This window comes from Paraburkholderia metrosideri, assembly GCF_904848625.1.
GTDB lineage: Bacteria > Pseudomonadota > Gammaproteobacteria > Burkholderiales > Burkholderiaceae > Paraburkholderia > Paraburkholderia metrosideri.
In genome coordinates this window covers 89374-115506 of sequence record NZ_CAJHCP010000004.1, presented here as the reverse complement: position 1 = coordinate 115506, position 26133 = coordinate 89374, and the positions used below count along the sequence as shown (strand labels likewise).

The window sequence follows — 26133 nt, the reverse complement described above, 5'->3', positions numbered from 1 at the left end:
TGAAAGTACTGCGTGCGCTTCGATTGAAGCAGCGTCGCCTCTCGATGCAGGTGATGGGCAGGCAGGGGGCGCGCATATGAGTACCGCTTCGCAAAGAATAGGACGCGTCGTCATTCTCGGCATCTTCGTGACCGACCTGACGTTTCGTGCTGCACGTATGCCGTTAATCGGCGAGACGATCGCCGGCACGGCATTCGCGATGGGGCCGGGCGGCAAGGGCTCGAATCAGGCGGTAGCGGCGGCGCGGGTTGGCGCGGACGTGGTGTTCTGCACGCGTTTGGGCAACGACGCATTTGCAGCGATTGCACGCGCAACGTGGGCCGCTGAGGGCATCACGGCGCGCGCGTCGGTGATAGATGGCGTGTCTACTGGCGCCGCTCATATTTTCGTCGACGACACCAGTGGCATGAACGCGATCATTGTTGCATCGGGCGCGGCCGGAACCATGGACGCCAGCGACGCCGATGCAATCGAAGCCGATATCGCCGCCGCCAACGTGTTCGTCACGCAGCTCGAACAGCCATTGCCAGCTGCGCGCCGTGGGCTTGAACTGGCGCGCCGGCATGGCGTCATCACAGTGTTCAATCCGGCACCGGCATTCGCACTCGACGACGATATCTTCCCACTGTGCGATTACATCACCCCGAACGAGACCGAAGCGACCACGCTCACCGGCGTGCCGATCACCAACGCTGACGATGCACGCCGAGCCGCCGACGTGCTGCTTGCCAAAGGTGTCGGCACGGTGATCGTGACGTTGGGCGAGGGCGGTGCGTTGTTGCATTCGGCGACGCAATCCGTTCTCGTGCCTGCGTACCACTGCGGCCGCGTGGTGGAAACCGCGGGCGCGGGTGACGGCTTCACGGGTGGTTTCGCCGCTGCGCTCGCACATGGCGACGATGCGGTCGCGGCGTTGCGGTTTGGCTGCGCGCTCGCGGGTATTTCGGTGACGCGCGCAGGGACGGCGCCGTCGATGCCGTCGCTTGAAGAGGTGAACCGTGTGCTGGCCGAGCCGGCTGGCTTGCCGCAAGCATCCTGAGCGACAGGGGGATCGTCATTGTCATGACGTTTTGCAGCGGATGAACTGACAGTGTTACCGCAAGCGTGTTATCTGCGCTCGCGGTGATCCTGGCCTTTCTCGGTGATGATCGAATCGAAGTCGTCGATCTGCGAAAAGCGCACTGCCTTGACGACACCGAACTTGCTCTGATCTACCACCAGGTGACGTTCGACTGCGCTCGCCATGGCCGCCTGTTTGAGTGCGACTTCGTGAAAATTCCAGCAGGTGACGCCGCGTGCAGTGTCGACTCCGCCCGCGGAAATAAACGCCTTGTTGATTCCCATGCGACGTAGCATTTCAAGGCTTTCTTCGCCTGCGAAAGAATCGGAAGAAGGCACATAGACGCCGCCCAGCAGAATCATTCGCACATTGGGCTTACGCCGCAAAATCTCCGCGACATTCAACGAGTAGCAGACCACGGTGACATGCCGTTCGACCGGAATTAACCGCGCAAGCGTGGTAAGCGTCGTGCCGCAATCGATAAAAAGCGTTTCGTTGTCGCCGATAAGTCCCGCCGCAATCGCGGATGCTTCCGCTTTGGCCTGCGCGAAATGATCTTTCTCTTCTTCTAGCGAGTAGTCGGCGTTGTTGGGTACGTCGGTCGCGCTGACGATGTAGCCGCCGAGATAGGTAAAGCGTTCGGGGCTGGTTGCGATGTCGCGGCGGACAGTCATCTCCGAAACACCCAGCAGGCTGGCGGCGTCGCGCAGGCGCATGACGTTTTGCCTGGCCAGCGCATCGGCGAGGGCGCGGAGGCGGTCGGGTTTCAGCATGGGGGTCCTGTCGCGCAGTGGAGAGTAGCGTTATGTTTTATTCGACCTGGTGAAAGAATTATAACAAGAGGTAGTGTGCGCGGCGAGCATTGATGCGTGTGTTTATTGCCTTGTTCAGAGCGTTATTGTCGGCGCATCAATCCACATTGAAATGCACGCGAATGTCCTGCTGGCTGTCGATTGGATGGCCATTCTGCAATGCCGGGAAGAAGCGCCATTGATGAAGTGCTTCGAGAAGAATCTGATTGAGCCGTGGGTTGGATGTCGGCTTGATGAGTTCGACGTCGACCGAGCCGTCTGCATGGATCATAAAACGGGCAGTTGCCACGGTTTGATAAGCCTGCTCGCGTAGATCGTCCGGGAGTACGGGTAACGGTTGGGCGATTGAATGCGCGGCCGAGTTGACTGGCGATGCGACGGGTTGGGTTAGGGCCGGGGTTTCATCCGAAGTTGTGTGCGACGCGGGAGGTGGGCTGGTGTCCGTTTTAATGTCAGGAGTAGTGGGTGTGGGCGGAGACGGTTGGACGCTTTTTAGCGGTTGCGTATCCGGTTTGAAAGGCGCGGGCCGAGTGGTTTGCACTCGGGACACGCGAGCGGCTGTGTTGGGTGGCTTCGGTGTTGTGCTCGAAGAAGGCGCTGACTGCTGCGGAGGTGGTGGCTCGAGTTCTACCATACGCATCTCCAGTGGCTCGTTGGATACGGGCGCGGAAGGCGTGGTCGTAATCCACTGTCCCACTTCGAACAGCACTAGCAGCCAGATCAGCAAGCTAGCGCATATCGCGAATGCAATACGTGCTTTCGGCGACCCGTCGATCCTATTGGCACAACGCATTCGACTATTCACGATGCACCGCAACCAGAAATCGTTCCGCGCCAGCGCGGCGCGCTGCCAGCATCGCCTGAACGACCACCCCGTGCCCGGCTGTGTCGTCCGCGGCGATCACGACTACACCGTCAGGTTGCAATAACCGCTTTACTGTCGGTTCAACCTGATCGGCATTCACATGCAAATGATTCACGAAGATCTCATTGCGGCTATCCACTGAAACGGTCAACGGATCATGCGCGGCCATCTGCTGTGCGTGGCCGGCTGGCAACGTGACTTTGACCGCGTCGAGACGCTGCATTGCGAGCGACGCCAGCATCAATGTCGCGAGAAGGAAGAACATCACGTCGATCATCGGAATGATTTCGATGCGGCCACGTCGCGCCGCGCCGGATCGCTTGAACTTCACGGCCGCGTCTCCGCGTCATGGGCAGCAAGACGGGTTTCACAAAGCCGTTCATTCGCGAACGATTCGAGTTCATCCATCAGGCGTTCGAGTCGACGTGAAAAATAGTTGAACGCAAAGAGCGCAAACAACGCGACGACCAGACCTATCGCGGTCGCCACGAGCGACTGCGCAACGCCGCCCGTGACGCCGCCAGGATCGACCAGCCCCGAGCCGCCGAATAACCGGAACGAATGCATCATGCCGACAATGGTGCCGAGCAAACCGAGTAGCGGGGCGGCCGTCACGATAGTTTCGAGCACCCAGAAGCCTTTGCTCATATCGCGTTCGACTTGCGATGCTATCGACTGCGCCTGTGCTTCGCGCAGCCATAACGGCGTCGAAACGTCGGGTCGCCATGGCGCGGCTATTCGTCTGAACGCGTTCTGCGGGGCCGTGCTTTTCAACCTCCCGCCCGGAACGATATCCGGTGCGGACGGTAAGCTGCCAAAACGCACGAACACATACGAGCGATCGAAAACGATCGCGATGGCGACGACGGCGAGTATCGTCAGCGGATAGATGACCCAACCGCCTACGCGTACCGCCGCCAGAATACTGGTCCACTCTTGCATCATCGACTCGGGCCTCCACGGATTAGAAATGTTTGGTGACGCCCGCATAGACGGCGAAACGCGGACCGTATTGCGGTGCGCCGACGCCGATGCCCGAGCCGTCACGCAACTCATAGATACGATTGAGCGCATTGATAACCAGAAAGCGCGCATCGAATTTGCCGAGCAACGGCTGATTGAAGTGATGAATCACGCCGAGATTGATCTGCGTATAGAACGGCAGGTGATCGATGTTGGCAAAGCCGCTGCGCAAGCCGCTGCCCATGATGCTGTCGAATGTGAAAGTCGTTCTGCCGAAATCGTAAGCGCCGCCGAATGACGCGGTAATGCGCTGGTCGTGATCCAGATAGACCCAGTGGCTGTTGATGTAAGCGAGTTCTGCGGGATCGAAATTGAACTGCGCCGAATCGATCTGTTTGCCCTGCGCGCGGCTATAAGCGAGATTCATATACGCAGAGACGTTGTCCTGCTTGTAGTTCGCGGTGAATTCGAGGCCGTACACGTGTCCATATCGATAGTTGAATGGCGTGTAGATCAACGCAGAGCCGAACTGCCCTTCATCCAGAAGATTGGTGGACTTCTTGTAATAGGCATCGAGGCCAATCGTCACGTTCGAGCCGAGACGTTGCGTCACGCCGAGGTCGAAATAGTGGCTTCGCTCAGGTTGAACCGGATCGTTCTGACTCGACGGGCTCTGATTGGTCGTGCCGTCAAAGCGACTGATGGTCGAGCCGGACAGCAACTCGAATGCGGGTGGCGTGAAGTAGCGCGCGTAGCCCGCGTGAAGCGTGGTGGCGGGCGTCAGTGCGTAGACAAGCCCCACTCGCGGACTCAACTGGCTCGCACTGACGTACTCGTCCATCTTGTCGTAGCGCAGCCCATAGTTGAGCGTGAGTTTGCTGGTGATCTTCCATTCGTCCTGGACGTAAGCGCTATACAGGTACCCGGTTTTACTGCTCGAATCCTTAATCGTGAACGGCTGGTCGGACAACTGGTTGCCGTTGGCGTCCGCAGCGAATACGTCGACGCTGTCGTTGAAAACCGCGTGTTCCTGCTGGAAGAAAACGCCGGCACGGATCGTGTGTGAATCGTTCAGTCGCCACGTGCTGTCCGCCTGGACGCCATTGGCGGAATTGCTATGAAAGTCCTGCGACGCTACGCCGTTGAACAGCAGATCCCCCACCGGGTCCGGATTGAATTGCGTGCGGGTGTATCGCGTAAAAAGAGCGACCTGATAGTCCAAAGCGCCGCCATTGGTGCCTTGCAGGGCGACCACCGCAAAATTGTTCAGCTCGGATTGCGTTTCGTTTAACTGACTCGAATCGAAAGTGTTGTGGCCGTTGAGCGTGAAGGCCGGTTGCAGCCCCGGGGTATTGGGAATTTCAAACTGGTTGCTCGTCGTGCCGAACATCAGGCTCACGCGGGTGAGCGGGTTGATGATGTACGACATATAGCCGAATGCATCGCCTTGACGGGTGTGGTCGTGAATGGCGTTGGCACTCGAGGTCGGGTTTTCGATGCCGAGGTTATTCACGCCGAGCGAACCGCTGAAGTAATAACTGAAGGGGCCCTGACTGCCGAATACATCGGCGCTGGTCTTGAGTGTCTCGTGACTGCCGCCGAAGACGTCGATTGAGCCGCCGTTGCCACTGTCGCCCGTTTTCGTGCGGATATCCACCACGCCAGCGGTGCGATAGCCGTACTGTGCCGGCAATGCGCCGGTCAGCAGATTCATCTGGTCGATGATGCGGGTGTCGAGTGACTGGCCGAAGCCACTGATTGGCTCGGGAATGGTTACGCCGTCAATGCGGTATTGCAGATTCGCATGATCTCCGCGCACATGCAGTTGACCGTATGAGTCGCTCGCTACGCCGGGCGCCTGAAGCAGGACCTGATTCAGCGGCGTGTTCTGACCGGCGGGCAGTGTGTCGATATCGGCCTGGCTGAAGCGGTACACGCTGCTGCCTGTCTCCGGCAACAGGCCGTTGCGCGCGTGGTCCAGACGTTTGGCATTCACCTGAACATCGAGTGTGTCGCTTTTGGCGAGGCTGAAACTTGACGCGCTCGCTACGCCTGCGGTGGTCGTCGCGACGCTGTTACCACTCGCGAACCCCGGGGCAGTGACGACGATGGCGTAGGTGCCCGGCTTCACATGGGCGATGTCGTAGTGACCTGCGGCGTCCGTCTTCGTCTCGTCAATGGCAGCGCCGCTCGCGTTCTGAACGCGCACGGTGGCATTGTCGATGGGCTTGCCGGCGGCATCGGTAACGGCGCCCGCCAGCGATCCTTCGTCTTGTGCTGCATGGGCGTGCGCGGTGACGGCGAACAGCAGCAACGCTGCGTGGGAGACGCGGGTGCGGTTTTTCATTGTAGTTGATCGAGTGTTTAACGACTGGTCCAGGCGTTTTGGTCTGTGAACGTTTTTCGGATTCGGCGCGAACGGCGCCGCGATGGCGTGAATGATTTCGATCCGGCGATACGCTGTCTTTTTCGTCGAAGAATGTTATATCATTACATCGAGAATTGAAAATGACAAGCCGGTTGTCGGTGTACCAGGGGTGTCGGAATGAAGATGAAGAGGTGAGATTTGCGCGTTCGCTGCGAGCTGGGCTGCGTGCCGGGGTGCGTAGTGCCGGGCTATTGCTGCGCGGTTGGTGTGGCGTGTGAGTTGTGGTCGTGCGTTAGCAGAACATCAGAAACCGGCCTTCGAAAGAAGGCCGGCGATTACAGCATGGTTAATTCAGATCGGCGTACTTCAGCGTCCAGCTCAGTGTGCGATTGGTCGATCCCGTCAACGAGAAAGCCTGCGTCTTGCACGCGAAATTCGAATGCAATTGTCCAATCGGTGTGGTCGACAACGGATTGACTACGCCGCCCGACATCTCGAAGTTTGACAACGCGCAACTGTCAAAGCCCGTGGTGCTGTAGTTGGTTGCACTGCTGTTGGCATAGTTGACCGAGAAGCCATCGCCATTCGCCACGGTGTTCTGGAAGTCCGCGAAAGACGTGAAGTCGGTTTCTACCGTCATGTTTCCGGCCAACGTTCCGGAAGTCAGCGTATCGGTTCGTGTCATCGCACCTTTGCTAAACGTCAGAACGGTATGAACCTGCAGATCGAGGTCCGTCGCGTATGACGCGTTCTTCGTGGCCTGCCGGAATTTGGCGGTGTCGAAAGAGACTACGACATTGCCATTGGTTTCCTGCACATTCAGGTTTTTGTAGTACGTCACCGGAATGTAGGTTTTGCCGTTATAGGAGACCTGTGGGATCAGTAATGCATAGCCCAGATCCGTGGTGCCATAAACCAGCTTGTCGGAAGAGGGCGTCGGGTAATAAGGCGTATATGAGTTGTAGTCAGGTGCCTGGCTCAGGTTGAGATTGATCACGCGCTTTCCATCACGCACCGTGATCAGCGCCGCACTATACGGATGAGCGGTGTCGCCCGGCACGTTGTACCAGGTGAGCGTGTAGTGCGGCTTTGCATCCAGCCACGCTTGCAGGTCGGAATCGGCCATGGGCGCTTTGCCGCCAAAGCCGAGTTTGTCCCACCAGGCGTTCACATACATGTACTGATGCAAAAGACTGAAGTTCTCTCCCATTACACGGGGCTTGCCTCGATAGGTATCGGTTCCGCGGCCTTTAACCCACATGTTCACTGACGGCGTAGGCAATGTCGGGTCGTACCAGAATGTATCGAAACGATAAGCCGATTTATAGATGAACGAATAAGCGACCTGCATTTCCTGCGCCGACAGAATGCCGGCGTTGGCCGCCGCCGTCAGAACTTCCATGAAGGCGGTATCGCCGTAGGGGCCGATGGAGCGGCCATAGTTGAAGCCCTGGCCGTCGGCATTGAGTTGGGGAAGAATCAGGTCGACCGATTTGCGCAGATAGGACTTCAATTCGGGCGTTAAATTGGCCTCGTTACCCATCTCAAGGGTTCTCTCGGTTACCTCGCCGATCAGCAGCGTGCTGTAACGGTCGAAGCGAGCCTGATCGTAATACGTGGTGTGAGTATTCGAAGCTTCGTCGGAAAAGCCACCAGACGAGTCGTTTCTGATGTGATTGGTGAGCGTGTACAGAAGCGCGTCACGCGCGCCCATCGACGCCACGGCCGGGTCGGTGGCAGAAGAGAAGGTCGGATTGCTCCAACCCAGCTTCTGTCGTAGCCCCGCGATGCCGTACGACACCGCATAGTAGTTTTGCGCGGTATTGAGCGACGCGACGTCGATCGGCACACCAGCAGCGGGACAGGTGTTGGTTTTGCCGCTTGCATCCGCGCCAAACATGTCGCAGAACGTCAGGCGATTTTGCAACGTGGTCAGCATCGCGTCGCTAAATACTTCGTGGAGCATGCCGTGTGCGCTGAAATTGTTCAGCGCGACGAGATAGTAGTACTCGCCCCATGACGTGTTGGCATACATGTAATCCGAGCCGTTCATCTGCGTCATCATGGCGGTCGTTATTTTCTGATACGTCGCGAGGTAATCCGCGTATTTCGGATCACCCTTCGTCTTCATATCAATCAGGATGTACGACAGACCGAGCGCGAGTTTGCCGGGCAGGAATTTATCGCCGGTGTTCGTATCCAGCACGTGAACGGGACTGCCATCGCCAAGATCCATGACGACTTGCGTGAAATCAGGCGCGCTTTTGATGAGGTCGAACAGCGCTCGCATCTGACCCATCATCGTGATGGGAACGCCGGCGTCTGGCTGGACACTTGTGTCCGCCGCGCCATAGACAATGCCGCGAAGGGAAACCGCGCCACCGTGTGAGGGATCTGCCGCCGTAACAGGTGGTGAGCCGGCTGAGTTGTTCGCGCTGTCGTCCATGTTGCCGCCGCACGCGGTGAACAGAAGAGCCGTGGCAGCGCCGAGTGCAATCGCAAGGGCCGTTTTTCGTGGTGAAAGCATGTTGTCTCCAGCTTTTAATTTAATTGATGTTTGGCTGACGTTTTTTTATTTGATAAATGGGTATTGGTTGTTGCCCCATTCTTCAAAGATTGTCCGAATTATTTGATTAATAAATATGAAACGGATTTCAATTATTCCCGCCGTTCATTGCCAGTGAAACGCAATGAGCGGCTCCTCACTACCGGGACGACAACGTTTGCGCTGTCAGGTAATTTTTATCATCAGTCATCATATGACTAAGGTAAAAATGTCCTATTCGAACGCGCGCGTGTCTCTTTGCCAGACGCGTGCGTGCTTTTTCAGGCAAAGCTGCTACCCGAATACCACCAAGTACGCAGGTGTTGTCGCACCGTGTCCCTCGCCAACAACCCAGACGCTTTGCAAGCAAAACGCATGAAATATTTGGTAAGTCATAGGAGATCATATCTCAATAGAAATGGCAAGTCAGATGAAAGATATCGACGTATTAGCCAGGGCAAATCCTGGTGTGGCATCGCTCTTCGTGACCCGTCCGTCTGTGTCATAAATTTTTGACAAATCGCAAAAATATTCAAAATGAATTAAAAAAAATTGATTCGGACTGGTTCAAAAATATAATGTTTATTTAATCTCTAACATTTCGTATCCGACGAGGTAATCTGCTGGAGGAAAAGAGTCGTTCGGAGAGCATCACTCATGATCAGCAAGTCAATCCGCGCTGCATGCTTTTGCGCAGCTATCGCGATCTTCACGCCCGCCTGCTACGCGCAATACACCACCGACTGGTTAGCCAATACATTCGGAACACTTGCCGCTCACGTCGGCAATACCGCGCGTTCAATGTGGGTCGCGCCGGAAGGCGTCATCTATACGTCGTCGCTGTGGGACGAAAACGACGGCGGCGTCGCGATCTATCAGAACGGCAAGAGCATCGGTTCCATTGGCTCTCATGCCGACTTTCAGGGCAGTGCGATTACGGGTAACAGCACCTCGATTTTCGCGGCCTTGCAGTACAACACGTCGTTTGGCAGCGGTTCGGTCGGACGCTACAACCGCGCAACGCAGACACGCGATCTTGTCATCCCGGTGAGTGTGTGGACCGGCATACCCCATGCCGATGTCATTACCGGTCTGGCCACCGCAGGTTCGCTTCTATATACGAGTGACTTTTTTGGCAATCGAGTCCGGGTGTTCTCTACGGATGGCGTCTGGCAGCGCGATATCAACATCGCGAGTCCTGGCGCACTTGCACTGGATAGCGCGGGCAATCTGTGGGTCGCGAGGCAGAGCGCGGGCGAGATCGACGAATTCAGTGCGGCTGGCGCACCGTTGAATACCATTCAGATGGCCGCCACAGCGCGACCCTCCGCGCTGTATTTCGATGCATCGTCCGCGCAACTCATGGTCGGCGACGAAGGCCCCGACATGAATATCAAGCTCTACAACGTGGCGGCCGCACCAACGCTCACCGGCACGTTCGGCATTCAGGGCGGTTATCTCGACACCACCAGCGGCATCAAAGGGCAGGTGGGCGACAAACGCTTTACGCGCATTGTCGGTATTGGCAAAGATGCGTCGGGCAATCTTTACGTGCTCAATAATCCATGGGGTGGAAGCTGGGATCTCGGTCGCAATGGCGCGACCGATCTTCACGCATACAACAGTGCTGGCGCGCTGCAATACGCGCTACAGTCCCTCAATTTCGAGGGCGTCGCCGCGCCGGACCCGTCAACGGATGCGGCCTACTTCTACGGCGGTACGAACATTTACACCGGCACGGCAGGCGGTACTTTCGTCGCGAATACGGTCGACCCGTTCACCTATCCGTCCGATCCGCGTTTGAACATGAACGACACGCAACGCGACGAACACTTCGGCCAACTCGTCACGGTCGGCGGAAATCGTATTCTGGTGGCGTCGGGGCAGAACCCGGGGATCTTTTACTTCTATCATTTCAACGCGGCCAATGGCTACATTGCGATCCCCGATGCATCGATACCGGGAACCGCTTTCAATACGACGCTTCAGGTGACCGGCGGTTTTTGCATCGACAGCCGGGGCGACGTATGGGCTGGTCTGGACCGGACCAATCATATTTACCACTACCCGTTGACGGGCTTCGACGGTGAAGGCAAGCCGACGTGGGGTCCGGCCATTACGATCTCCACGCCGGAAAGCATTCGTCCGTTGACACGGATCATCTATCTTCCCGAGAGCGACACGATGATCCTTGCGCAAGGTATTGCCGGAAGCACGGACTGGACGGCCATGCAAACGCGGATCGAGGTGTATCACGGGTGGAGTGCGGGCAACATCAGCCAGCCCAGTCCGGTGATTAACCTCACCAGCGCCAATCCCAAATCAATCACGGCGGCCGGAAACTATCTGTTCGTCGGATACGTGCATACCGTTCCGAACATCGATGCTTTCAACCTCACAACGGGTCAACTCGACACCACTCTGATTAACGCGAGTCCGACGACAGTGGATGTGGGCAACGACGTCGATTCGATGTATGGGCTCAGGGCATATCTGAGAGCGTCAGGCGAGTATGTGATTACGAAAGACAACTACAACGGCGCGAGCATTATTGTTCATCGCTGGACGCCGTGATTGCGTTGTGGGACTCACAGGTTCAGAGTTCAGCGCGGCCGCATTTGAGCGTGGCTCAACACCCTATCGTTTAAGATACGGCCCGCATGTCATTTTCTGAACCGAAGGAGTGTGTCTAATGATCCAACCCAGCAACGTATTCAAGGAGAATCTGGCGCAGATGCCGTCTATCGACGGTATCGAGCGTATCGATCTGATCGACGGCAAGGGCGCGGTTGTCGCGAGTATCGAGAACAAGCCGGGCAAGCAGGGCTCGCTCACGGTGTACAACTATTTGCAGCAAACATTCGGCACGCTCGACAGCAAAGCTGCTGAGCACGGTCTCGCGGTGTTCGCCGAACATACCGCCGATGCGCGCAACCGTCCGGGTGCGCACCCTAACGTCGACATCCTGCTTGCCATCGCAGCAGGCGGCGACGCGTTGCGTATCGACGTTATCGCTGCGGCGTAAAGATATTGTCAAGCGCGCTGGCGATAGCGGCTTTAGCTAAAAGCGCGCAGTCAGTGCGTGGATTTGCGGGTGCTGGATAGCGGCAAAGCTTTAACCGCGCTCACTCGCAGCGCGTCCACGCCGCACCGCGCGAGTCGCGCGAAGCTCGACAGGGTCGAGAAAGAATGCGCGGTTATCCGCCAGCCGCGCGACCATGAAATCGATAAAAGTTTTCACACGCAGCGGCTGTTCGGTCCGATGCCCGTAGTAGATATACACCGTGCCGTATTCGGTAATGTGCTGCGTCAGCAACGCAACGAGCCGGCCGCTTCTTATGTGAGGCGTGGCGTTAAAGCTGCCCAACTGTCCGATTCCCAGACCCGATAGCACGGCCTGCGTCTCCATCTCCGTATCGTTCACGCAGATGACCGGCGGCACATCGCGATAAACAATTTCGTCGCCTATCTGAAACTGCCATTGTGCGAGCTTGCCCGTATTCGCGCGCCGATACCCGGTGCAGCGATGCTGATCCAGTTCGTCGATAGTTCGCGGCGCACCATTACGCGCGATGTATTCCGGCGACGCGCAGACGATCAACTGAATCGGTACGAGCGGACGCGCAATTGAGCCGCCCGATGGCGGCGGCCCGCCGCGAAATCCTACATCGGCGCGGTCGGTGACGAGATCGGTGAAATGATCATCGAATTGCACTTCGAGTTGCACGTTCGGATGAAGCTGCTGGAATTGCTCGAAGTACGTCCATAGCATCGGCATCCCGAGCGCGCGCGGTGCGCTGACGCGCAATAGTCCACCGGCTTCTTCTTTTGAACGACGTGCCTCGTCTAGCGCCGACGAGAAGATTGACAGAGCCGGCTTGACGCTGTCGAAAAGCCGCTGACCTTCTTCGGTCAGACTGAGCTTGCGCGTAGTGCGGTGAAAAAGCCGGACGCCCAGTTCCTTCTCCAGTTGCATGACGGCCTGACTCGCCGCTTGCGGCGAAATGCCCTGATCGACCGCCGCGCGTCGAAGACTGCCGAGCGTCGCCGCGCGCACAAACGTGGTGATCGCACGAATTTCGTTCATCGGCTGCGGCTCCAATTAACAAGTAGAAGTTGATTATCAGTCTAGCAATTGACGTCTAGTGCGTGTCAATCATCGCTCCTACCATGGCATCACTTTCACCTCACAACCCAGGAGCGAGATCATGGTCGATATCCAGCAAGAAGCTTTCAAACGCGTATGGTTCATTACAGGAGCATCGCGCGGCATCGGTGCACTTATCGCCGAAGCGGCGCTCGCGGACGGCAATGCGGTTGTGGCGGCAGCGCGCAATGTGAGTTCGATCGTGGCGCGTCTCGGCGAATCCGCGGGACTGTTGCCCGTTGCACTGGACGTGACCGATGAGGTGCAGGCAAAAGCGGCGGTGCAGGCGGCGATGGAAAAATTCGGCCGCATCGACGTGCTGATCAACAACGCCGGTTTCGGATTGCTGGGCGCCGTGGAGGAGTCCTCCGACCGCGATATTCGCCGCATGTACGACACGAACGTGTTCGGCCTGTTGAACGTCACGCGTGCTGTGTTGCCGGTCATGCGCGCGCGCCGCTCAGGCCACGTGATCAACATTTCGTCGATTGGCGGTTACCGCGGCGCGGCAGGCTTCGGGGTGTATTCGTCGACCAAATTCGCGGTGGAGGGCATTACCGAAGCACTGCGTGATGAACTGAAGCCGCTCGGCATTCACGCGACTGTCGTCGAGCCCGGTTACTTCCGCACGGACTTTCTCGATGCGTCGTCACTCGCCGTTGCAGCGGATGTGATTGCCGATTACGACGACACGTCGGGCGCGGTGCGTCGCAAGGCCGCGCAAATGAATCACAACCAGCCGGGCGATCCGGAAAAGCTGGCGGATGCGGTGGTCGTACTGGTCGACGCTCCGAATCCGCCGCTACGGCTTCCGCTCGGCACCGATACGCTGGCCGCTATCGCCGCAAAAAACGCTTACGTCGCGCAGGAAATGCAAACGTGGGGAGAACTGTCGGCGTCGACTGATTTCACCGCATAGCGAGTGACGCGAAGACGGCGCGCGACCATGTGGGTTGATGTTGGTGTTTTCCCCTGTTTTGCGACAATTCAGCCGGCGAATCTCGCGGTCTATACGCGATGCCGCCGGTCACTTTTACCATTTTCAATCGCGCCCCTTCTTTAGAGGTAAATAACGAGTTCTCGGTGAGGCAAGATTGGCTTAATATTCGGCTTCTGTTCGACCGATTGAAACCCGTGGCCCCAGCGCACACTGGAATCATCCAAGCGCGCAAGGAGCTCGCGATGTCTTCCCGTCAAGACGAAAACCCGCAATTCGAAGCAGGCCTGCCTGAGCTGTCCACGCCCGAGCTGACCAGCACGCCGACCGCCTCCGAAGCGGCAATGCTGCGCGAGTTGCAGTTCGCATCCGATACCGTGCTGCGCCTCGCGACCCGCACCCATTCAGCAGTCGCCCGAAGCGACGCCGCAGCCGCGGAAGAAGTGCGTGCGGCGCTCGAAAGGCAGCTAGCGCAGACCACTGGCCTGATCGACGAACTGTTGTTTGGCAGCAGCGATCCGCTTACAAAACATTGACCCGCCATTGGGCCGGGTGTACGAATGGCAGAACTGAACTTCTGAAATCGAAATGAACGCATTAACCCTCATTCTTGGCATCTGGGCAATTGTTGCCCTCTGCGTAGTTCTTTTTATTCGCGGCGCGACCGCACGCGTCAGGCGTGCTGAGAAGGAAGCTCCGCAAAGCAAGAGTCCGTCGCGGTTCTCGATCGCGGAATAAAGGCGGGTTCTTCTAATTAGAAGTAGTTGCGGAGTCTCCATTGCGGCGCTGTTGTTTGCTAAATGTAAGTACCAGCGAATCGATTGGAAAGATTACCTAACTAAAATCGGTTGATCTTCTAGAACCTGTCCCACTCAGGTTCATCGCCGAAAGCCGAGACGAGATAGTCGATAAAGACTCGCACCTTCAACGGTACATAACGGGCCGACGAATACACCGCGTGAATCGTCAGGTCGGGCGCTTTGAATTCAGGCAGAAGTTCTATAAGCCGTCCGGCCTTCAGGTGCTCGCCGAATACGAAGGTCGGTCCATATACGATGCCCATTCCCGCCAGTGCGGCCGAGGTCAGCATCTGCATGTTATTGGCCCGCATGCGAAGTGGTCCTTCGATTACGTAACGACGGCCATGCTTATCCTGTAGCGCCCATTCTCCCGCGGTCACTGCCTCGCTAAAGGCCAGCCTCGGCGCAGCGCGTAAGTCGCCTGGTTGAGCCGGCAGACCTTCGCGCGCGACGAAGGCAGGTGCTGCGCACAACACCATTCTGCAAGGCGCAAGCCGCTTCGCGATGAGTTGCGAGTCAGGCAAACGACCGATCCGGATCGCCACGTCGATCGAATCGCTTTGCAAATCGACGTAGCGATCGTCGAGCGACATGTCGATGTCCACCTGCGGATGTGCCGCCAGATAACGCGTCACGATCTCCTGCATATGCATTGCGCCAAAGGTCACCGGCGCGGCCACGCGTAGCGTGCCGCTCGCGAGACGTTGCGCGTCGCTGGCCTCGCGGTTCGCGTCGTCGAACTCTTCCAGAATGTGTTTGCACCGCAGGTAGTACGCGCGGCCCGCGTCGGTCAGGCTTAAATTGCGCGTGCTTCGCTGCATCAGGCGAACGTTCAGTTCCGCCTCAAGTTGACTCAGATATTTACCGGCCATGGAGGCCGAGAGCCCGGCACGTCGGCCTGCAGCGGCGAGGCTGCCTTCGTCGACGGCGGCGACGAACACGGAGATGCAGGCAAATCGATCCATCACGACTCCAGTCGATAACCAGACGATAAGGTGATGATAATAAATGACGGATTATCGCCATAAAAGATCGAATCTACCATTGCGTTTGTCGACCACTACGGGTCGCAAATCTCAATGTGAATGGAGTAGCAAGATGAAAATCGACTCGAACGGTGTTGACATCCATGTCAAAGAACTGGGTTTTGGTCATGCCGACAAGCCAGCGCTGGTCTTTCTGCATTACTGGGGCGGCTCTTCGCGTACATGGGACGAGGTGATCGCGGCGCTGCCGAACGTGTACCGGACCATCGCACCGGACCACCGGGGCTGGGGCGAGTCGGACAAGCCCGCCGCACACTACGCGCTCGCCGATCTCGCCGACGACGCACAGTGCGTGATCGACAGGCTCGCTTTGCGTCGCTTCGTCCTGATCGGCCATTCGATGGGCGGCAAGGTCGCGCAACTGCTTGCGGCGCGCCGTCCGCAAGGTCTGGCGGGTTTGGTGCTGGTCGCGCCGTCACCGCCAGTGCCGCTCAGGTTGCCCCCCGACGCGCTGGCCGCAATGGAAAGCGCTTATGTTTCGCAGGCATCGGTCGAAGCCACGATTGACGGCATGCTGAGCGCGAAACGGCTCAGTCGCGCGCATCGCCAGCAGGTGATCGAAGACAGCTTGCGCGGCGGACCCGAGGCAAAAGCCGCGTGGCCGCGTCACGCGAGTCAGGAGGATATTTCGCGTGAAGTCGCTTCGATCGACGTTCCCACCACGGTCATCGCGGGCGAGTTGGACCGCGTAGACAGCGTGGCGACACTGCGCGACGAGTTGCTGCCCCGAATTCCGCATGCGCAGATGCATGTATTGCCGGGGACCGGCCACCTGTCGCCGCTCGAATCGCCGGATCAGGTTGCGGCGCTCATTCACGCATTTATTAGCGACATCACCGGTTAATGGGGACAGCCGTCGACTGCAGGGCGGCGTGTGAATCGCAACCGGTGACCGGGCTGGAAGTGGGACGATTCGGCGAGTGTTGACGACGTTCAACGGTCGTCCATTGCGCGCTTTGCATCGGCTGAATAATGGGGGCAGCTTAAGCCTGATTTAAGAAACGGCCCCTAGGCTTGCCGTCAGCCTTACGCGGCGCCTCACGCAATGACCGGGGTGCTGACTCAATAAACCCACCTGCACGTGCGTGCCACCGGCGCACGCAACGGTCGACCGCTGATCTCTAGTCAATGCCTCTTTCTGTCGCTAGCGTCCTGCCCGGGCGTGCCAGCAAAATCATTTTTGTTTGTGCAATGAGCTCCGTGTGCGCGGCGTACCTCGTGAATCAGCATCGTGCTGCGCGTACCGACGAACCCGATGTGTCTCTGATGAGCAAGGATTCCGCCAGACCGTCTGCCGCTTTGCCCGCGAGCGCGCCTGCGGTGGGACCGGCTATCGCAGCAGCGGCACCGGGTGCGTCGGAGGCGGTAGCTGCACCGGCCTTCACCGTGAAGAATGCGCCGGTTGAACACAGTTTCGCGGCAGCGGCGCAAAGCATGGGTGTCGATGCTGCCACCACTGCGATACTGGCCCAGGCATTTCACGGCGAGCTCAACTTTGCACGTGATCTGCGCGCCGGCGATCGGGTCAGCGCCGTGTTCGACAAAGGCAACACCGGTGGTGCCCCAAGTGCACCGCTGGCCGTTCGCATTGCACGCGGCACCGTGACGCACGACGTATTCCTGTACAAAACGCTTCAGGGCAAGCCTTTTTATTATTCAAAAGATGGCGCGAGCACCACGCCGGCCTTCGAGCGATACCCGTTGAGTTTCACGCGGGTGTCGTCGAATTTTGCGTTGCGCCGTCTCGACCCAGTGACACATCGGTGGCAAAGCCATGACGGCGTCGATCTGGCTGCGCCGATCGGCACACCCATTCATGCAACCGCGCGGGGCGTCGTGCGTTTTATCGGGCAGAAGACCGGCTATGGCAAGGTGGTCATCATTCAGAATCCGGCACCGTATTCAACGACGTTCGCGCATTTGTCGCGTTTCGAAAAAGGGTTGCGCCGTGGCAGCAAGGTTAGCCGCGATCAGGTGATTGGTTACGTCGGCGAAACAGGTTGGGCAACCGGGCCGCATTTGCATTACGAGGTTCACGTCCATCACGCGCCGCAAGATCCGCTGAAGGTCCAGTTCCCGCAGGCAACGCGGCTCGGCGCCAACGAGTTGCAGCAGTTCACGGCGCGGGCGGAGGAATTGACAGCGTTGCTGTGAAGTGACGTCGAAGGTGGCGGGGTGCGGTGATCGGCATGAGTGTGACGCGTGGCCGCGTCGTACACGCCGCTTCAACAGACCCACTCGCCGTCTCAGCTTTGCGACATATTGGTCCGGGCGCCAGAGGCGCTATTCCATCAGACCAGATCCCGTTCAGGTCGGACGAAATCGTCGGCAAACCTTTGCCTGACAGTCCCCGTTCGGGTTATCCCACGTTGAAAAAAGTACCTGCGGCGTTTCGCTCGATCGCGGCCATGCTGGCCGGCAGCGTCTCAGTTCTGACGCATCGCGTACCGCGCAGTGCGCGAAGACACGTGTTCGCGCGCATCTGCCGTTGACCAGCAACGCTTTCGGGTCTCATGGCACAGCCATTGCAATAAGCTGATCACAAGACGAAATACGTTGCACCCGGAAACAGAAAATCAGCAGGCGTAGTTAAAGATCCAGGCAGCAACAGAAAGGAAGTCTTCGTGAATCGCGGTCGGGGAGGTTAGCGCGTTTTACGAGGTGCGGCGGGGCCAACAAAAATACAAATGTCTAAAACGCGACGCGGGTGGCAGGTCGGGATGTGCCGGCCGCCCGCGATCGTGACGGCGTGAGGCAATGACCTCGCCATTTTTTTTATGCGGCAATCGATGCCCGCCATCCACTATCTAAACGACGCTTGCGCGCTGAAGAACAGGCTGCGAAGATCGTACTAAAACCGCCCGGCCACCTGAACGCTCGTGATTCGTCTGCCATTGCGCGGGCACTCCGCTTATGAGCGACATACGCGTCGGGTCGCCGGCACGCCGGGGGCAGATAACGCGCCGTATTGACTGGGGAAGCCTATGTTTGCGTCGAGCCCATTTCCTGATCTGCTGCATCACGCCAGCCTCTGGCTGCGCGCCTATGCGCTGGTACTAGTCATGATGCTGATCGGCGCCGCGCTGGAGCGCCGCTGGCCCGCTGCGTTGCTGCAGTCGCGTTCGGCCCAGCGTTTCAACGCGATCTACGCAGGTCTGTACATGGCACTCACCGAAGCCGTCAAGCCGCTAACGGCAGCGGCTAGCGTGGCGATCGTGAATGCGTTCGGCGGCGGCATGGTGGTACTCGTTTCTCACGGATGGGGTGCGTTGGCGTCGTTCATCATCGTGCTTCTGACAATCGATGCGCTCGAATACGCGTTTCACCGTTTGCAGCATACGTGGCCCATTTTGTGGAAAATGCATTCGCTGCACCACAGTGCGGTCGACTTCAATGTCACCGTCACATTCCGGCATCATTGGCTCGAAGTACTGATCAAGGGGTGTCTGCTTTATCCGCTGGTCGGTGTACTGTTCAAGGTCGACCCATGGATCGTCGGTGCCACCTCGTTCGTGTTCATGACCGGCAATTATTTCGCGCATCTGAACCTGCGGGTGGATCTCGGCCGCTACATCACATGGGTCAACAATCCGCAATATCACCGTTTGCATCACTCGATTCGCGCCGAGCACTTCAATCACAACTTCACGCAACTATTCCCACTGTGGGATCACCTGTTCGGCACGCTATGGGTGCCGGCGAAACACGAGTGGCCCGCCACGGGTCTCGCCGACGGCGCGCAGCCGCGTTCGCTGCTGGCTGCGCTGAGCTGGCCGCTGCGTCTGCAGACGCAGCGCGAGGTGGTGCCGGCTCACAAGCGCGTCGTGATACTGGATAAAGAGACCAAGTGAGGTTGGCGTTGCACGATGGGTGTCGACTACGCGAGCCGGGCGCTGCGCACGGCTTTGCCGCCCATCAGTCCCACGATCAACGTCGCGATCACGAGCACGCATAACGCCGCGCGCAAACCCAGCAGGCCGGCACCCAGACCGATCAGCGGCGGCCCGATCAGGAACCCTGCATAACCCGCTGTGGCCGCCATCGACACACCGATTGCCGGCGTGGCGGTCGAGCGTCCCGCTGCGCTGAAAATCACCGGCACGATGTTCGCGAGCCCGATGCCGACCATCGCGAAGCCCACGCAGGCAGTCAGCACGGTCGGCACACCCAGCACCAGCGCGAGCCCCGCTACCGCGATCAAACCGCCCATCGCAACGACCTTGCTCGACCCGAAGCGCCGCACCGACACATCGCCGATGATCCGGCAAGCCGCCATCGAAAACGCAAACGCGGAATAGCCGATGGCGGCGATGCTGGCTTCCCGGTTCAACGTCGAACGCAGATAGACGGCGCTCCAGTCGGCCACCGCGCCTTCGACCAACATGCACAGGAATGCGAGCATCGCCAGTTTCATCACGGCGCCGCTAGGCCATGCAAAGCCACTGGATTTGGGTGCTTCACGTGGCTCACCGAGATCACGCAATGCGAGCACTGCGGCGCCCACGATCAGCACCGCGATAAACGCATCCGGCACGAGCAGTCCGCCAATCACGCTGACGCCTGCCTTTTGCAACATCGCGCCCGTCGCAGCACCGAGCAAACCGCCCGCGCTCCAAGCCGCATGAAACGACGACATGATCGGCGAGCGCCACTGCGTTTCGATCGTGCTGGCGTGTCCGTTCATCGACACGTCGAGCGCGCCATTGGCCGCGCCGAGCGCGAACAGCACGAGGCACAGCACGGCCATGTTGGGTGCGAAAGCGGGCAGCGGCAGCGTGATGACGAATGCCGCGCCGAGCAGCGCGGTCGCGCGGCCGCTGCCGAAGCGCGGTGCGAGTTGTCCGGCAAGCGGCATCGCGACGATTGCACCCAGCGCAAAAGCGAACAACGAAATACCGAGCGCAGTGTCGCTGAGCGACAGGCTTTCCTTGATACGCGGCACTTCGACGGCCCACGCGCCGATCCCGAAACCATTGGCGAGAAATACGCCGATCGTCGCGATGCGTTCCTTCAACGGCTTCATATGAGTCACAGCGAGTGTTGTCATGAGCGTGCCACCATCACGTTATCGCAGACCGCTTCGAGGCTCGCGAGGCGTGCAGCCGGCACGTCGGTTTCGACGAACAGATAATCGACCGCCGCTGCGGATGCGACGGCGAACGGCGCAGCAGTCATCAGCTTCTCGGAGGTCAATGCGATGGCGATCTGTCCGCTTGCTTTGATCATGGCACGCTTGAGTTCGGCGTCTTCAACGTCGAACGCGGCGACGCCTTCGTCCGGGTCGAACGCGCACGCGCCGAGGAAGCACAGGTCGGCGCGAATCTGCTGGATTTGCAGCAGCGCCGTTGCGCCGAACGAGCCCGCCGCGCCACGCGCGATGCGCCCGCCGACGAGAATCACGTCGAAGCCAGGCCGGTTCAGCAGGCGGGTGCATGCTTCAGGCGAATTCGTCACGACGCTCAGGTTCGCGTTGTCGGGCAGCGCGGCGGCAATCGCGACATTGGTCGAGCCGGCGTCGAGAAGAATGATCTGCTTCGGCCGGACGATCGACACCGCCGCTGCCGCGAGGCGGCCCTTGCGGTCGACCGCTTCGTTCATGCGGACGGCGGCCGGCTTGTCGGCGGGGGAAATCAGCAGCGCGCCGCCATAGACACGTTTGCAATGACCCTGGTCGGCCAGGTCGCGCAAATGACGGCGTACGGTGTGCTCCGAGGTTTGCAGTTCTGCCGCCAGCGCGGCGGCCAGCACGCGGCCGTTCGCGCGCAGGCGCTCGAGTATGAGTTGCTCGCGCTGCTCGGGCAGTAGCCCGTTTTCAGCTTCCTGTCGGGTTCGCTGCATATGTCTCTCTTTTAGATTGGCGTCAAAACGATCATAAACGAGCAAAATGTATCGTAAACGTGTTTGGTGCGCAATCCTTGGGATGTAACTTCCCGGCAACGGCGCTGTTCGAGGCTTCCCGGCTAGCCCATGCTCACGTTGCGCGTCGCGCGTCCGACAATCAGCCGGTCTGCGAGCCAGACGACGATCAGGGTCGCCCCCATCAACGGAAATACGACGCCAAGCGCAATGAGGCCGGTTTTCCAACCGCGCATCGGCGGCGCGGCCCGTTCGCGCGATGGCGCAGCGAGCGAGCGCTGCGGCCGGCGCTTCCACCACATCACGAAGCCGGTCACGGCCATCGCCGCGAGGCCGAGCGAAATCGCCGCGCACAGAATCTGATTCGCGACGCCGAAGTAGCGCCCCATATGCAATGACGTTCCATACGACACCGCTTTCGACACCGCGCCGTAGTCGTCATAGCGAATGTCTTTCAACAGCGCACCGCTGTATTGGTCGATGTACAGCGTGCGCTCGTCTTTGGGATCGGCGGGAAAATACGACACGGTGTAGACGCCGGTTGGAGACGTGGGCAGCACGATGCTGTAGCCGTCCGTTATGCCGAGCGACGCCGTCGTTGCGACAATGTGTGCGAGCGGGAGTGGTTGCGGGGTTCGCGTATCCGTTGCAGCGGAGTCGGGCACGGGTGTGTTGCCTACCGCCCACGGTGTCAGTGGCAACGGCAGGTCGTCCATCACCATGCCGGGCATTGAATCCATACGGGTGGTGGGTTCATGGTGATGCACGTGGCCGGCTTCGGATGTCTTATGCGTAGATGTATCGGCCAATTGCATGCCGGGCACTACGGAGCGCAACGGCGATCCACCCCATGATCCTTCCGGCGCACCAAGATTTGCCGCCGTCGCCAGCGCCTTGAACTGCTTGCCCCACGACCCCGACCAGGGCAATCCGGTCAGCACAAACGCGATTGCGCCGAGTGCGAGCCAGATGCCCATCACTGCGTGGAGGTTCTTCCACAACGCGCGCCCTTTCAACGCGAAGCGCGGGAAAAATGCCATACGTGTGGCCGTTTTATCACGAGGCCACCACAGCGCGATGCCCGTGCCGATCATCACCAGCGTCCAGCATGCGGCGAGTTCCATCAGTAGTTCGCCGGGTTTTCCGAGTAACAGCTTGCGATGAAGCATGCGGTCCACTTGCATGAAGCGCCGCTCGACACTCAGTGTGCCCAGCACGTCGCCGTTGTACGGATTCAGATAGATGCTTTGCTTGTCGCCGTCGGCGAGACGGAAAACGAATTCGGTGCTGCGATGTGGGTCGCGCGTGATGGTCGCGGTCAACGCCGTCGCGCCCGGTGGCATCGCGGCGCGCGCTCTGGCGAGCAGCACGTTCTCTCCGAGCCTGGGCGCCCCCTGCGAATCGACGATCATCCGGTGACGATACAGCAGCGGCTCGATCTGCGGCTGAAAACAGTACAACGTACCCGTTATCGCGAGTACGACCAGAAACGGCATCACGAAGATGCCGGCATAAAAGTGCCAACGCCAGAGTGTTCGATAGCCTGGAGTGGCGGCACCCGTCGTGGGCGCTACGCGTTGAGCGGCAGTGATGTGGGACATGAAATCCTCGTCGGACGGAATGGGGTTGTAGCGAGTTGCGTGGCGCCGCGCGCTTACATGCGCAGCTTTGCTTCCACGTAAAACGTGCGACCCGGATACGGGTGATAAACGAAGTAGCGCGCATCGAACAGGTTGTCGACGCCAATGCCGACTTCACTTAGCCTGGTCGGACGGAACGTGAATTTCGCGTCCGCTACAGCATATGAACTGGTGCCCCCGAATACATCGGGATTGGTGTCGGTATTGGTGAGCGTGTTGTACTGGCGCCCCGAGTAACGCGCCGCCAGCGTGAGCGCCGCGCGTTCGTTGAAGTGATAGGTGGCGGCCAGGTCGGCACGCCACAGTGGAATCCGGTAAAAGTACTTGCCGACCGACGCGGGGTTCTGCGCATTGGCAATGATCTTCGATTGCGTATAAGCCACGCTTGCCAGCAGGTCGAGCCCGCGCATCAGCACATCCTGTCCCGAGTAGCTGGTTTCGACGCCGCGCGAACGGACTTTGCCGATGTTCTGGAAGTTCGTCACGTTGGGAATCACAGTGGTATCGGTCTGGCTAAAAATCGTGTTCTTCACGTCGTCCTGAAACAGCGAGAAGCGGAATACGCCATGCCAGTGCGCCCATTCGGCGGTCAGTTCTTTCGAAAGATCGTCTTCTGGCTTCAGGTTCGGATTGTTATTGACGATCGACGAGCCGTTGATTTGCCCCTGGAACAATTCGCTGACAGTAGGAAAGCGATAAGCGCGGCCAATCGACGCGCGCAAAGTCAGATCGTCGGTTACGTCGAACGAGAGTGATGCTTTGGGCGAGAAGTGATGCTGGTTGGCGTCGCTATAGGCAATGGTCTGGCCGGGCAGCGCCTGCGCTCCGCCATAAGCCTGCCAGTCCTCGTAACGGACCCCATAGACCAGTTTCCAGCGCGGCAGAAAACGCCACGCGTCCTGCGCATAGAGCGCCTGCGTCTGCGTTTTGCCGACAAACGAGTTGGTAAATGACGTCGCCTCTCCGTCACGCCAGTTCAGTGTGTTGTAACTCTGGTTGTCGAGAAAGTAGTTGTCGTAGTGGTAACCGAAACTCAGCGCGTGATCGGTAAGCCCCGCTTGCGTCGTGACGGGCGTATAGGTGCTCCGTAGATCAAGTGTTTTCCAGCCGGTGCCATCGCCGACAATCACTGTGCCGGGACCATTGCCCGGTGCGCCGGAGTTTGCGGTGCGCGCGACACTATTGCCGATGTCGTAATACGACGCGACCGCTTCGCCGTTCCAGCCTGTGGCGTTGCGCGTTTTCAGCGACACGCCGTACAACCAGTTCTCGCTATGACCCAGACTCGGCGCAAAAGCCGCGGCGGGAATCGTGTATTGATAGCCGCCGATCGACACTGTGCCGCCATAGACCGGATTGCCCTGCGCGTCGCGCAAGAAGCTCGAGGTCGCGCTGTTATAAGTCTGGTGCCAGTAGCCGAGCGTGAAACCGGCCTGCAGTGTCGGCGTGAAGTCGTACTGCATTTTCAGCTTGAACTGATCCTGTACCGTGTGTTCGATTCCCTCGCCATTCACGCCGAGTACGGCGGTCGGCGTATTGGTCTGGTTGTTGTAGAAATACGCGCCGGTAACAGGCGTTGCGCCGGCTGTCGCGGGCGTGCCCGATTGGGCGAGCGTCGCGAATTGCAACGGCTGGCTCGTATTCTCCAGGTGATTCACGCCGAGCAGATAAGAGAACTTGCCGACCCGGTCGCCAATCGACGCACTCATTTCACTGCCGTTGAAATTCTGGTTCACGCCGTAAAGGCTGAAATGCTGGGTGAACGCTTTGACGTCGGCAGTAGCCTCGAATTTCTTCGGCATGCGGGTGCTGATGAGCACGGTGGCACCGAGCGAGTTGCCCGGATATAGCGCTGAAAATGGCCCGTAAATTACGTCGACCTGCTGGATTTCGTCTTGAAATACCATCGACCAGCGCGGTGGAAACGTAAAGCTATTGCCCAGCAGATTGCTGAGCAACAACCCGTCTGCGTAGACAAGACCGCGCGCGCTTTGCGAGTTGCTGGTTCCCCGTACTTCGATCAGCGAGTTCAGATCACCGACAAAGCGCTTGCGCACGGCGAGGTTCGGCATGTACTTCAGCACGTCTTCGGTATTCACGACGTTCCAGTTGCTGAACTGCTCGCGGGTCACTGTTTCGACAGAGGCGGGCAGGTTGGGATCGACGGCACGCGGTGTGGCGCTGATATTAGCGGCGTTGACACTGATCGCCGGGAGGGTGGCCTCGGTACTCGCACCGGTAGCGGTACTTTCCGCGTGCGCCGTCGAAGAAACGATAGCCGGCACGAATGCAGGAATCAGTGCGGGCCAGCAGGCCCGCCAGTCAGCACGGAAATGGGATGAAACAAGCGGTTGCGACAACCGTCTGGACACGAAGCCGCGTGCGCCCCGGCGGGCGCAAAGGGGCAGCCTTCGCAGCGCGAAGTTGAACATGAGCGTTTCCTTGATGCATTGAACAGGCGATCGCGCGCGCCCCGGCAGATGCGAGGGGTGCGACAGATGCGCGATCAGGACCGGCAGTGATCAGGAAGCGGCGGGTGGGTCTCTGGGGCGTCCGGAAGGGAACGCGCCAAGCGGTGTGAAGCGGGTGGAGAGTGTGGCGGGCGCGGTGCCAGCGAGAGTAAGCGCGGCGGGTGGCTCGACCGCGGCGACGGTTGGCATCGCAACATGATGTTCGAGCAGATGACAGTAGCCGCATGCGCCGAACGCGTCGTCGTGACTGAGATGGACTGGTTCGGGGCCGCTATGGCTGACCAGGCTCGCATAGATCGGGTCGTTCGCGCCCGTCGGGTGAAGTGCAGAACACAGCGCAGCGAAAGGCTCATGCGCCTGGTTGGCCACCCGAATCTGACTCACGAGCGGCGCGAACACGACGAGCCACATGGCGAACAGGCCAAGCCATGCGGTCATGCGGTTGCGGGAACGTGGCGTCATGATGGTCGAGATAAAAGGCGCGGGCGATTTTAACATTGCCTTACAGTTTTTTCTCGCATGATTCCCGGTTTAGCGTTGGATTAGACGGCAAAAAGCCGCTCATTTCCTCGCGTTGGAGCGGCACAGGATCCCGTAAGCTGTGTGATAGCCGTTCCTCTTTC

At 59.0% G+C, this 26133-nt stretch carries 21 protein-coding genes; 8 read left to right on the top strand and 13 right to left on the bottom strand.

Translation table 11 applies throughout. The annotated features are described in order from the left end of the window. Window positions 1-76: 76 nt before the first annotated feature. On the top strand, window positions 77-1039 hold the full coding sequence (locus LMG28727_RS09180) for a ribokinase (protein WP_201641989.1): 963 nt from the start codon (window positions 77-79) through the stop codon (window positions 1037-1039). A 68-nt stretch (window positions 1040-1107) separates the two neighbouring features. Here LMG28727_RS09180 and LMG28727_RS09175 read toward each other — a convergent pair whose 3' ends face one another. The 6 genes from LMG28727_RS09175 to LMG28727_RS09150 all read right to left on the bottom strand — a co-directional run bounded on the left by LMG28727_RS09175 (window position 1108) and on the right by LMG28727_RS09150 (window position 8595). Beyond that, window positions 1108-1833, bottom strand: coding sequence for a DeoR/GlpR family DNA-binding transcription regulator (locus tag LMG28727_RS09175; RefSeq protein WP_201641988.1), 726 nt, complete (start codon window positions 1831-1833; stop codon window positions 1108-1110). 136 nt (window positions 1834-1969) lie between these two features. Continuing rightward, entirely contained in the window at window positions 1970-2506 is a 537-nt protein-coding gene (locus tag LMG28727_RS34515) for an energy transducer TonB (RefSeq protein ID WP_268960465.1), read from the bottom strand. 163 nt (window positions 2507-2669) lie between these two features. After that, entirely contained in the window at window positions 2670-3068 is a 399-nt protein-coding gene (locus LMG28727_RS09165) for an ExbD/TolR family protein (protein WP_201641987.1), read from the bottom strand. Next, window positions 3065-3679, bottom strand: coding sequence for a MotA/TolQ/ExbB proton channel family protein (locus LMG28727_RS09160; RefSeq protein ID WP_201642376.1), 615 nt, complete (start codon window positions 3677-3679; stop codon window positions 3065-3067). Before LMG28727_RS09160 ends, LMG28727_RS09165 begins: the two co-directional genes overlap by 4 nt. A gap of 22 nt (window positions 3680-3701) precedes the next feature. Then, complete coding sequence (locus LMG28727_RS09155; protein WP_201641986.1) at window positions 3702-6047, bottom strand: TonB-dependent receptor; 2346 nt, start codon at window positions 6045-6047, stop codon at window positions 3702-3704. 367 nt (window positions 6048-6414) lie between these two features. After that, window positions 6415-8595, bottom strand: coding sequence for a hypothetical protein (locus LMG28727_RS09150; protein WP_201641985.1), 2181 nt, complete (start codon window positions 8593-8595; stop codon window positions 6415-6417). A gap of 675 nt (window positions 8596-9270) precedes the next feature. Here LMG28727_RS09150 and LMG28727_RS09145 point away from each other — a divergent pair. Both LMG28727_RS09145 and LMG28727_RS09140 read left to right on the top strand, forming a co-directional pair. After that, window positions 9271-11187, top strand: coding sequence for an SMP-30/gluconolactonase/LRE family protein (locus LMG28727_RS09145; RefSeq protein WP_201641984.1), 1917 nt, complete (start codon window positions 9271-9273; stop codon window positions 11185-11187). Window positions 11188-11305: 118 nt separating this feature from the next. Continuing rightward, the gene (locus tag LMG28727_RS09140; protein WP_201641983.1) at window positions 11306-11638 is read left to right on the top strand and encodes a DUF2322 family protein; all 333 of its coding nucleotides are present in this window, start codon (window positions 11306-11308) and stop codon (window positions 11636-11638) included. Between the two features lie 90 nt (window positions 11639-11728). Here LMG28727_RS09140 and LMG28727_RS09135 read toward each other — a convergent pair whose 3' ends face one another. Then, window positions 11729-12700: a LysR family transcriptional regulator gene (locus LMG28727_RS09135; protein WP_201641982.1), complete on the bottom strand. Its 972-nt coding sequence runs from the start codon at window positions 12698-12700 to the stop codon at window positions 11729-11731. 121 nt (window positions 12701-12821) lie between these two features. Here LMG28727_RS09135 and LMG28727_RS09130 point away from each other — a divergent pair, with 121 nt between their 5' ends. Further along, window positions 12822-13679 carry an oxidoreductase gene (locus LMG28727_RS09130; protein WP_201641981.1) on the top strand — a complete coding sequence of 286 codons (858 nt, stop codon included), beginning with the start codon at window positions 12822-12824 and terminating at the stop codon, window positions 13677-13679. Window positions 13680-13942: 263 nt separating this feature from the next. Continuing rightward, window positions 13943-14233 (top strand): hypothetical protein, encoded by a 291-nt coding sequence (locus tag LMG28727_RS09125; protein ID WP_201641980.1) that lies wholly within the window; start codon window positions 13943-13945, stop codon window positions 14231-14233. Window positions 14234-14553: 320 nt separating this feature from the next. Here LMG28727_RS09125 and LMG28727_RS09120 read toward each other — a convergent pair whose 3' ends face one another. Next, window positions 14554-15462, bottom strand: a complete 909-nt coding sequence (locus LMG28727_RS09120; RefSeq protein WP_201641979.1) for a LysR family transcriptional regulator — start codon at window positions 15460-15462, stop codon at window positions 14554-14556. Window positions 15463-15595: 133 nt separating this feature from the next. Here LMG28727_RS09120 and LMG28727_RS09115 point away from each other — a divergent pair, with 133 nt between their 5' ends. The 3 genes from LMG28727_RS09115 (at window position 15596) to LMG28727_RS09105 (ending at window position 19394) form a co-directional block, all read left to right on the top strand. Further along, complete coding sequence (locus LMG28727_RS09115) at window positions 15596-16387, top strand: alpha/beta fold hydrolase (RefSeq protein ID WP_201641978.1); 792 nt, start codon at window positions 15596-15598, stop codon at window positions 16385-16387. A 374-nt stretch (window positions 16388-16761) separates the two neighbouring features. Then, a complete protein-coding gene (locus tag LMG28727_RS09110) occupies window positions 16762-17697 on the top strand; it encodes a peptidoglycan DD-metalloendopeptidase family protein (RefSeq protein WP_236591686.1) in 936 nt (311 codons plus the stop codon). A gap of 830 nt (window positions 17698-18527) precedes the next feature. Beyond that, window positions 18528-19394 carry a sterol desaturase family protein gene (locus tag LMG28727_RS09105; RefSeq protein WP_201641976.1) on the top strand — a complete coding sequence of 289 codons (867 nt, stop codon included), beginning with the start codon at window positions 18528-18530 and terminating at the stop codon, window positions 19392-19394. A gap of 26 nt (window positions 19395-19420) precedes the next feature. On the opposite strand, the gene LMG28727_RS09100 is transcribed toward LMG28727_RS09105, so the two are convergent. The 5 genes from LMG28727_RS09100 to LMG28727_RS09080 form a co-directional block, all read right to left on the bottom strand. Then, window positions 19421-20590: an MFS transporter gene (locus tag LMG28727_RS09100; RefSeq protein ID WP_236591685.1), complete on the bottom strand. Its 1170-nt coding sequence runs from the start codon at window positions 20588-20590 to the stop codon at window positions 19421-19423. Beyond that, the gene (locus LMG28727_RS09095) at window positions 20587-21381 is read right to left on the bottom strand and encodes a DeoR/GlpR family DNA-binding transcription regulator (RefSeq protein WP_201641975.1); all 795 of its coding nucleotides are present in this window, start codon (window positions 21379-21381) and stop codon (window positions 20587-20589) included. Before LMG28727_RS09095 ends, LMG28727_RS09100 begins: the two co-directional genes overlap by 4 nt. Window positions 21382-21503: 122 nt before the next feature. Next, window positions 21504-23000: a PepSY-associated TM helix domain-containing protein gene (locus tag LMG28727_RS09090; RefSeq protein ID WP_201641974.1), complete on the bottom strand. Its 1497-nt coding sequence runs from the start codon at window positions 22998-23000 to the stop codon at window positions 21504-21506. A 53-nt stretch (window positions 23001-23053) separates the two neighbouring features. Further along, a complete protein-coding gene (locus LMG28727_RS09085; RefSeq protein WP_201641973.1) occupies window positions 23054-25471 on the bottom strand; it encodes a TonB-dependent receptor in 2418 nt (805 codons plus the stop codon). Between the two features lie 90 nt (window positions 25472-25561). Continuing rightward, window positions 25562-25972: a DUF2946 domain-containing protein gene (locus LMG28727_RS09080; RefSeq protein WP_201641972.1), complete on the bottom strand. Its 411-nt coding sequence runs from the start codon at window positions 25970-25972 to the stop codon at window positions 25562-25564. Between the last annotated feature and the right edge of the window lie 161 nt (window positions 25973-26133).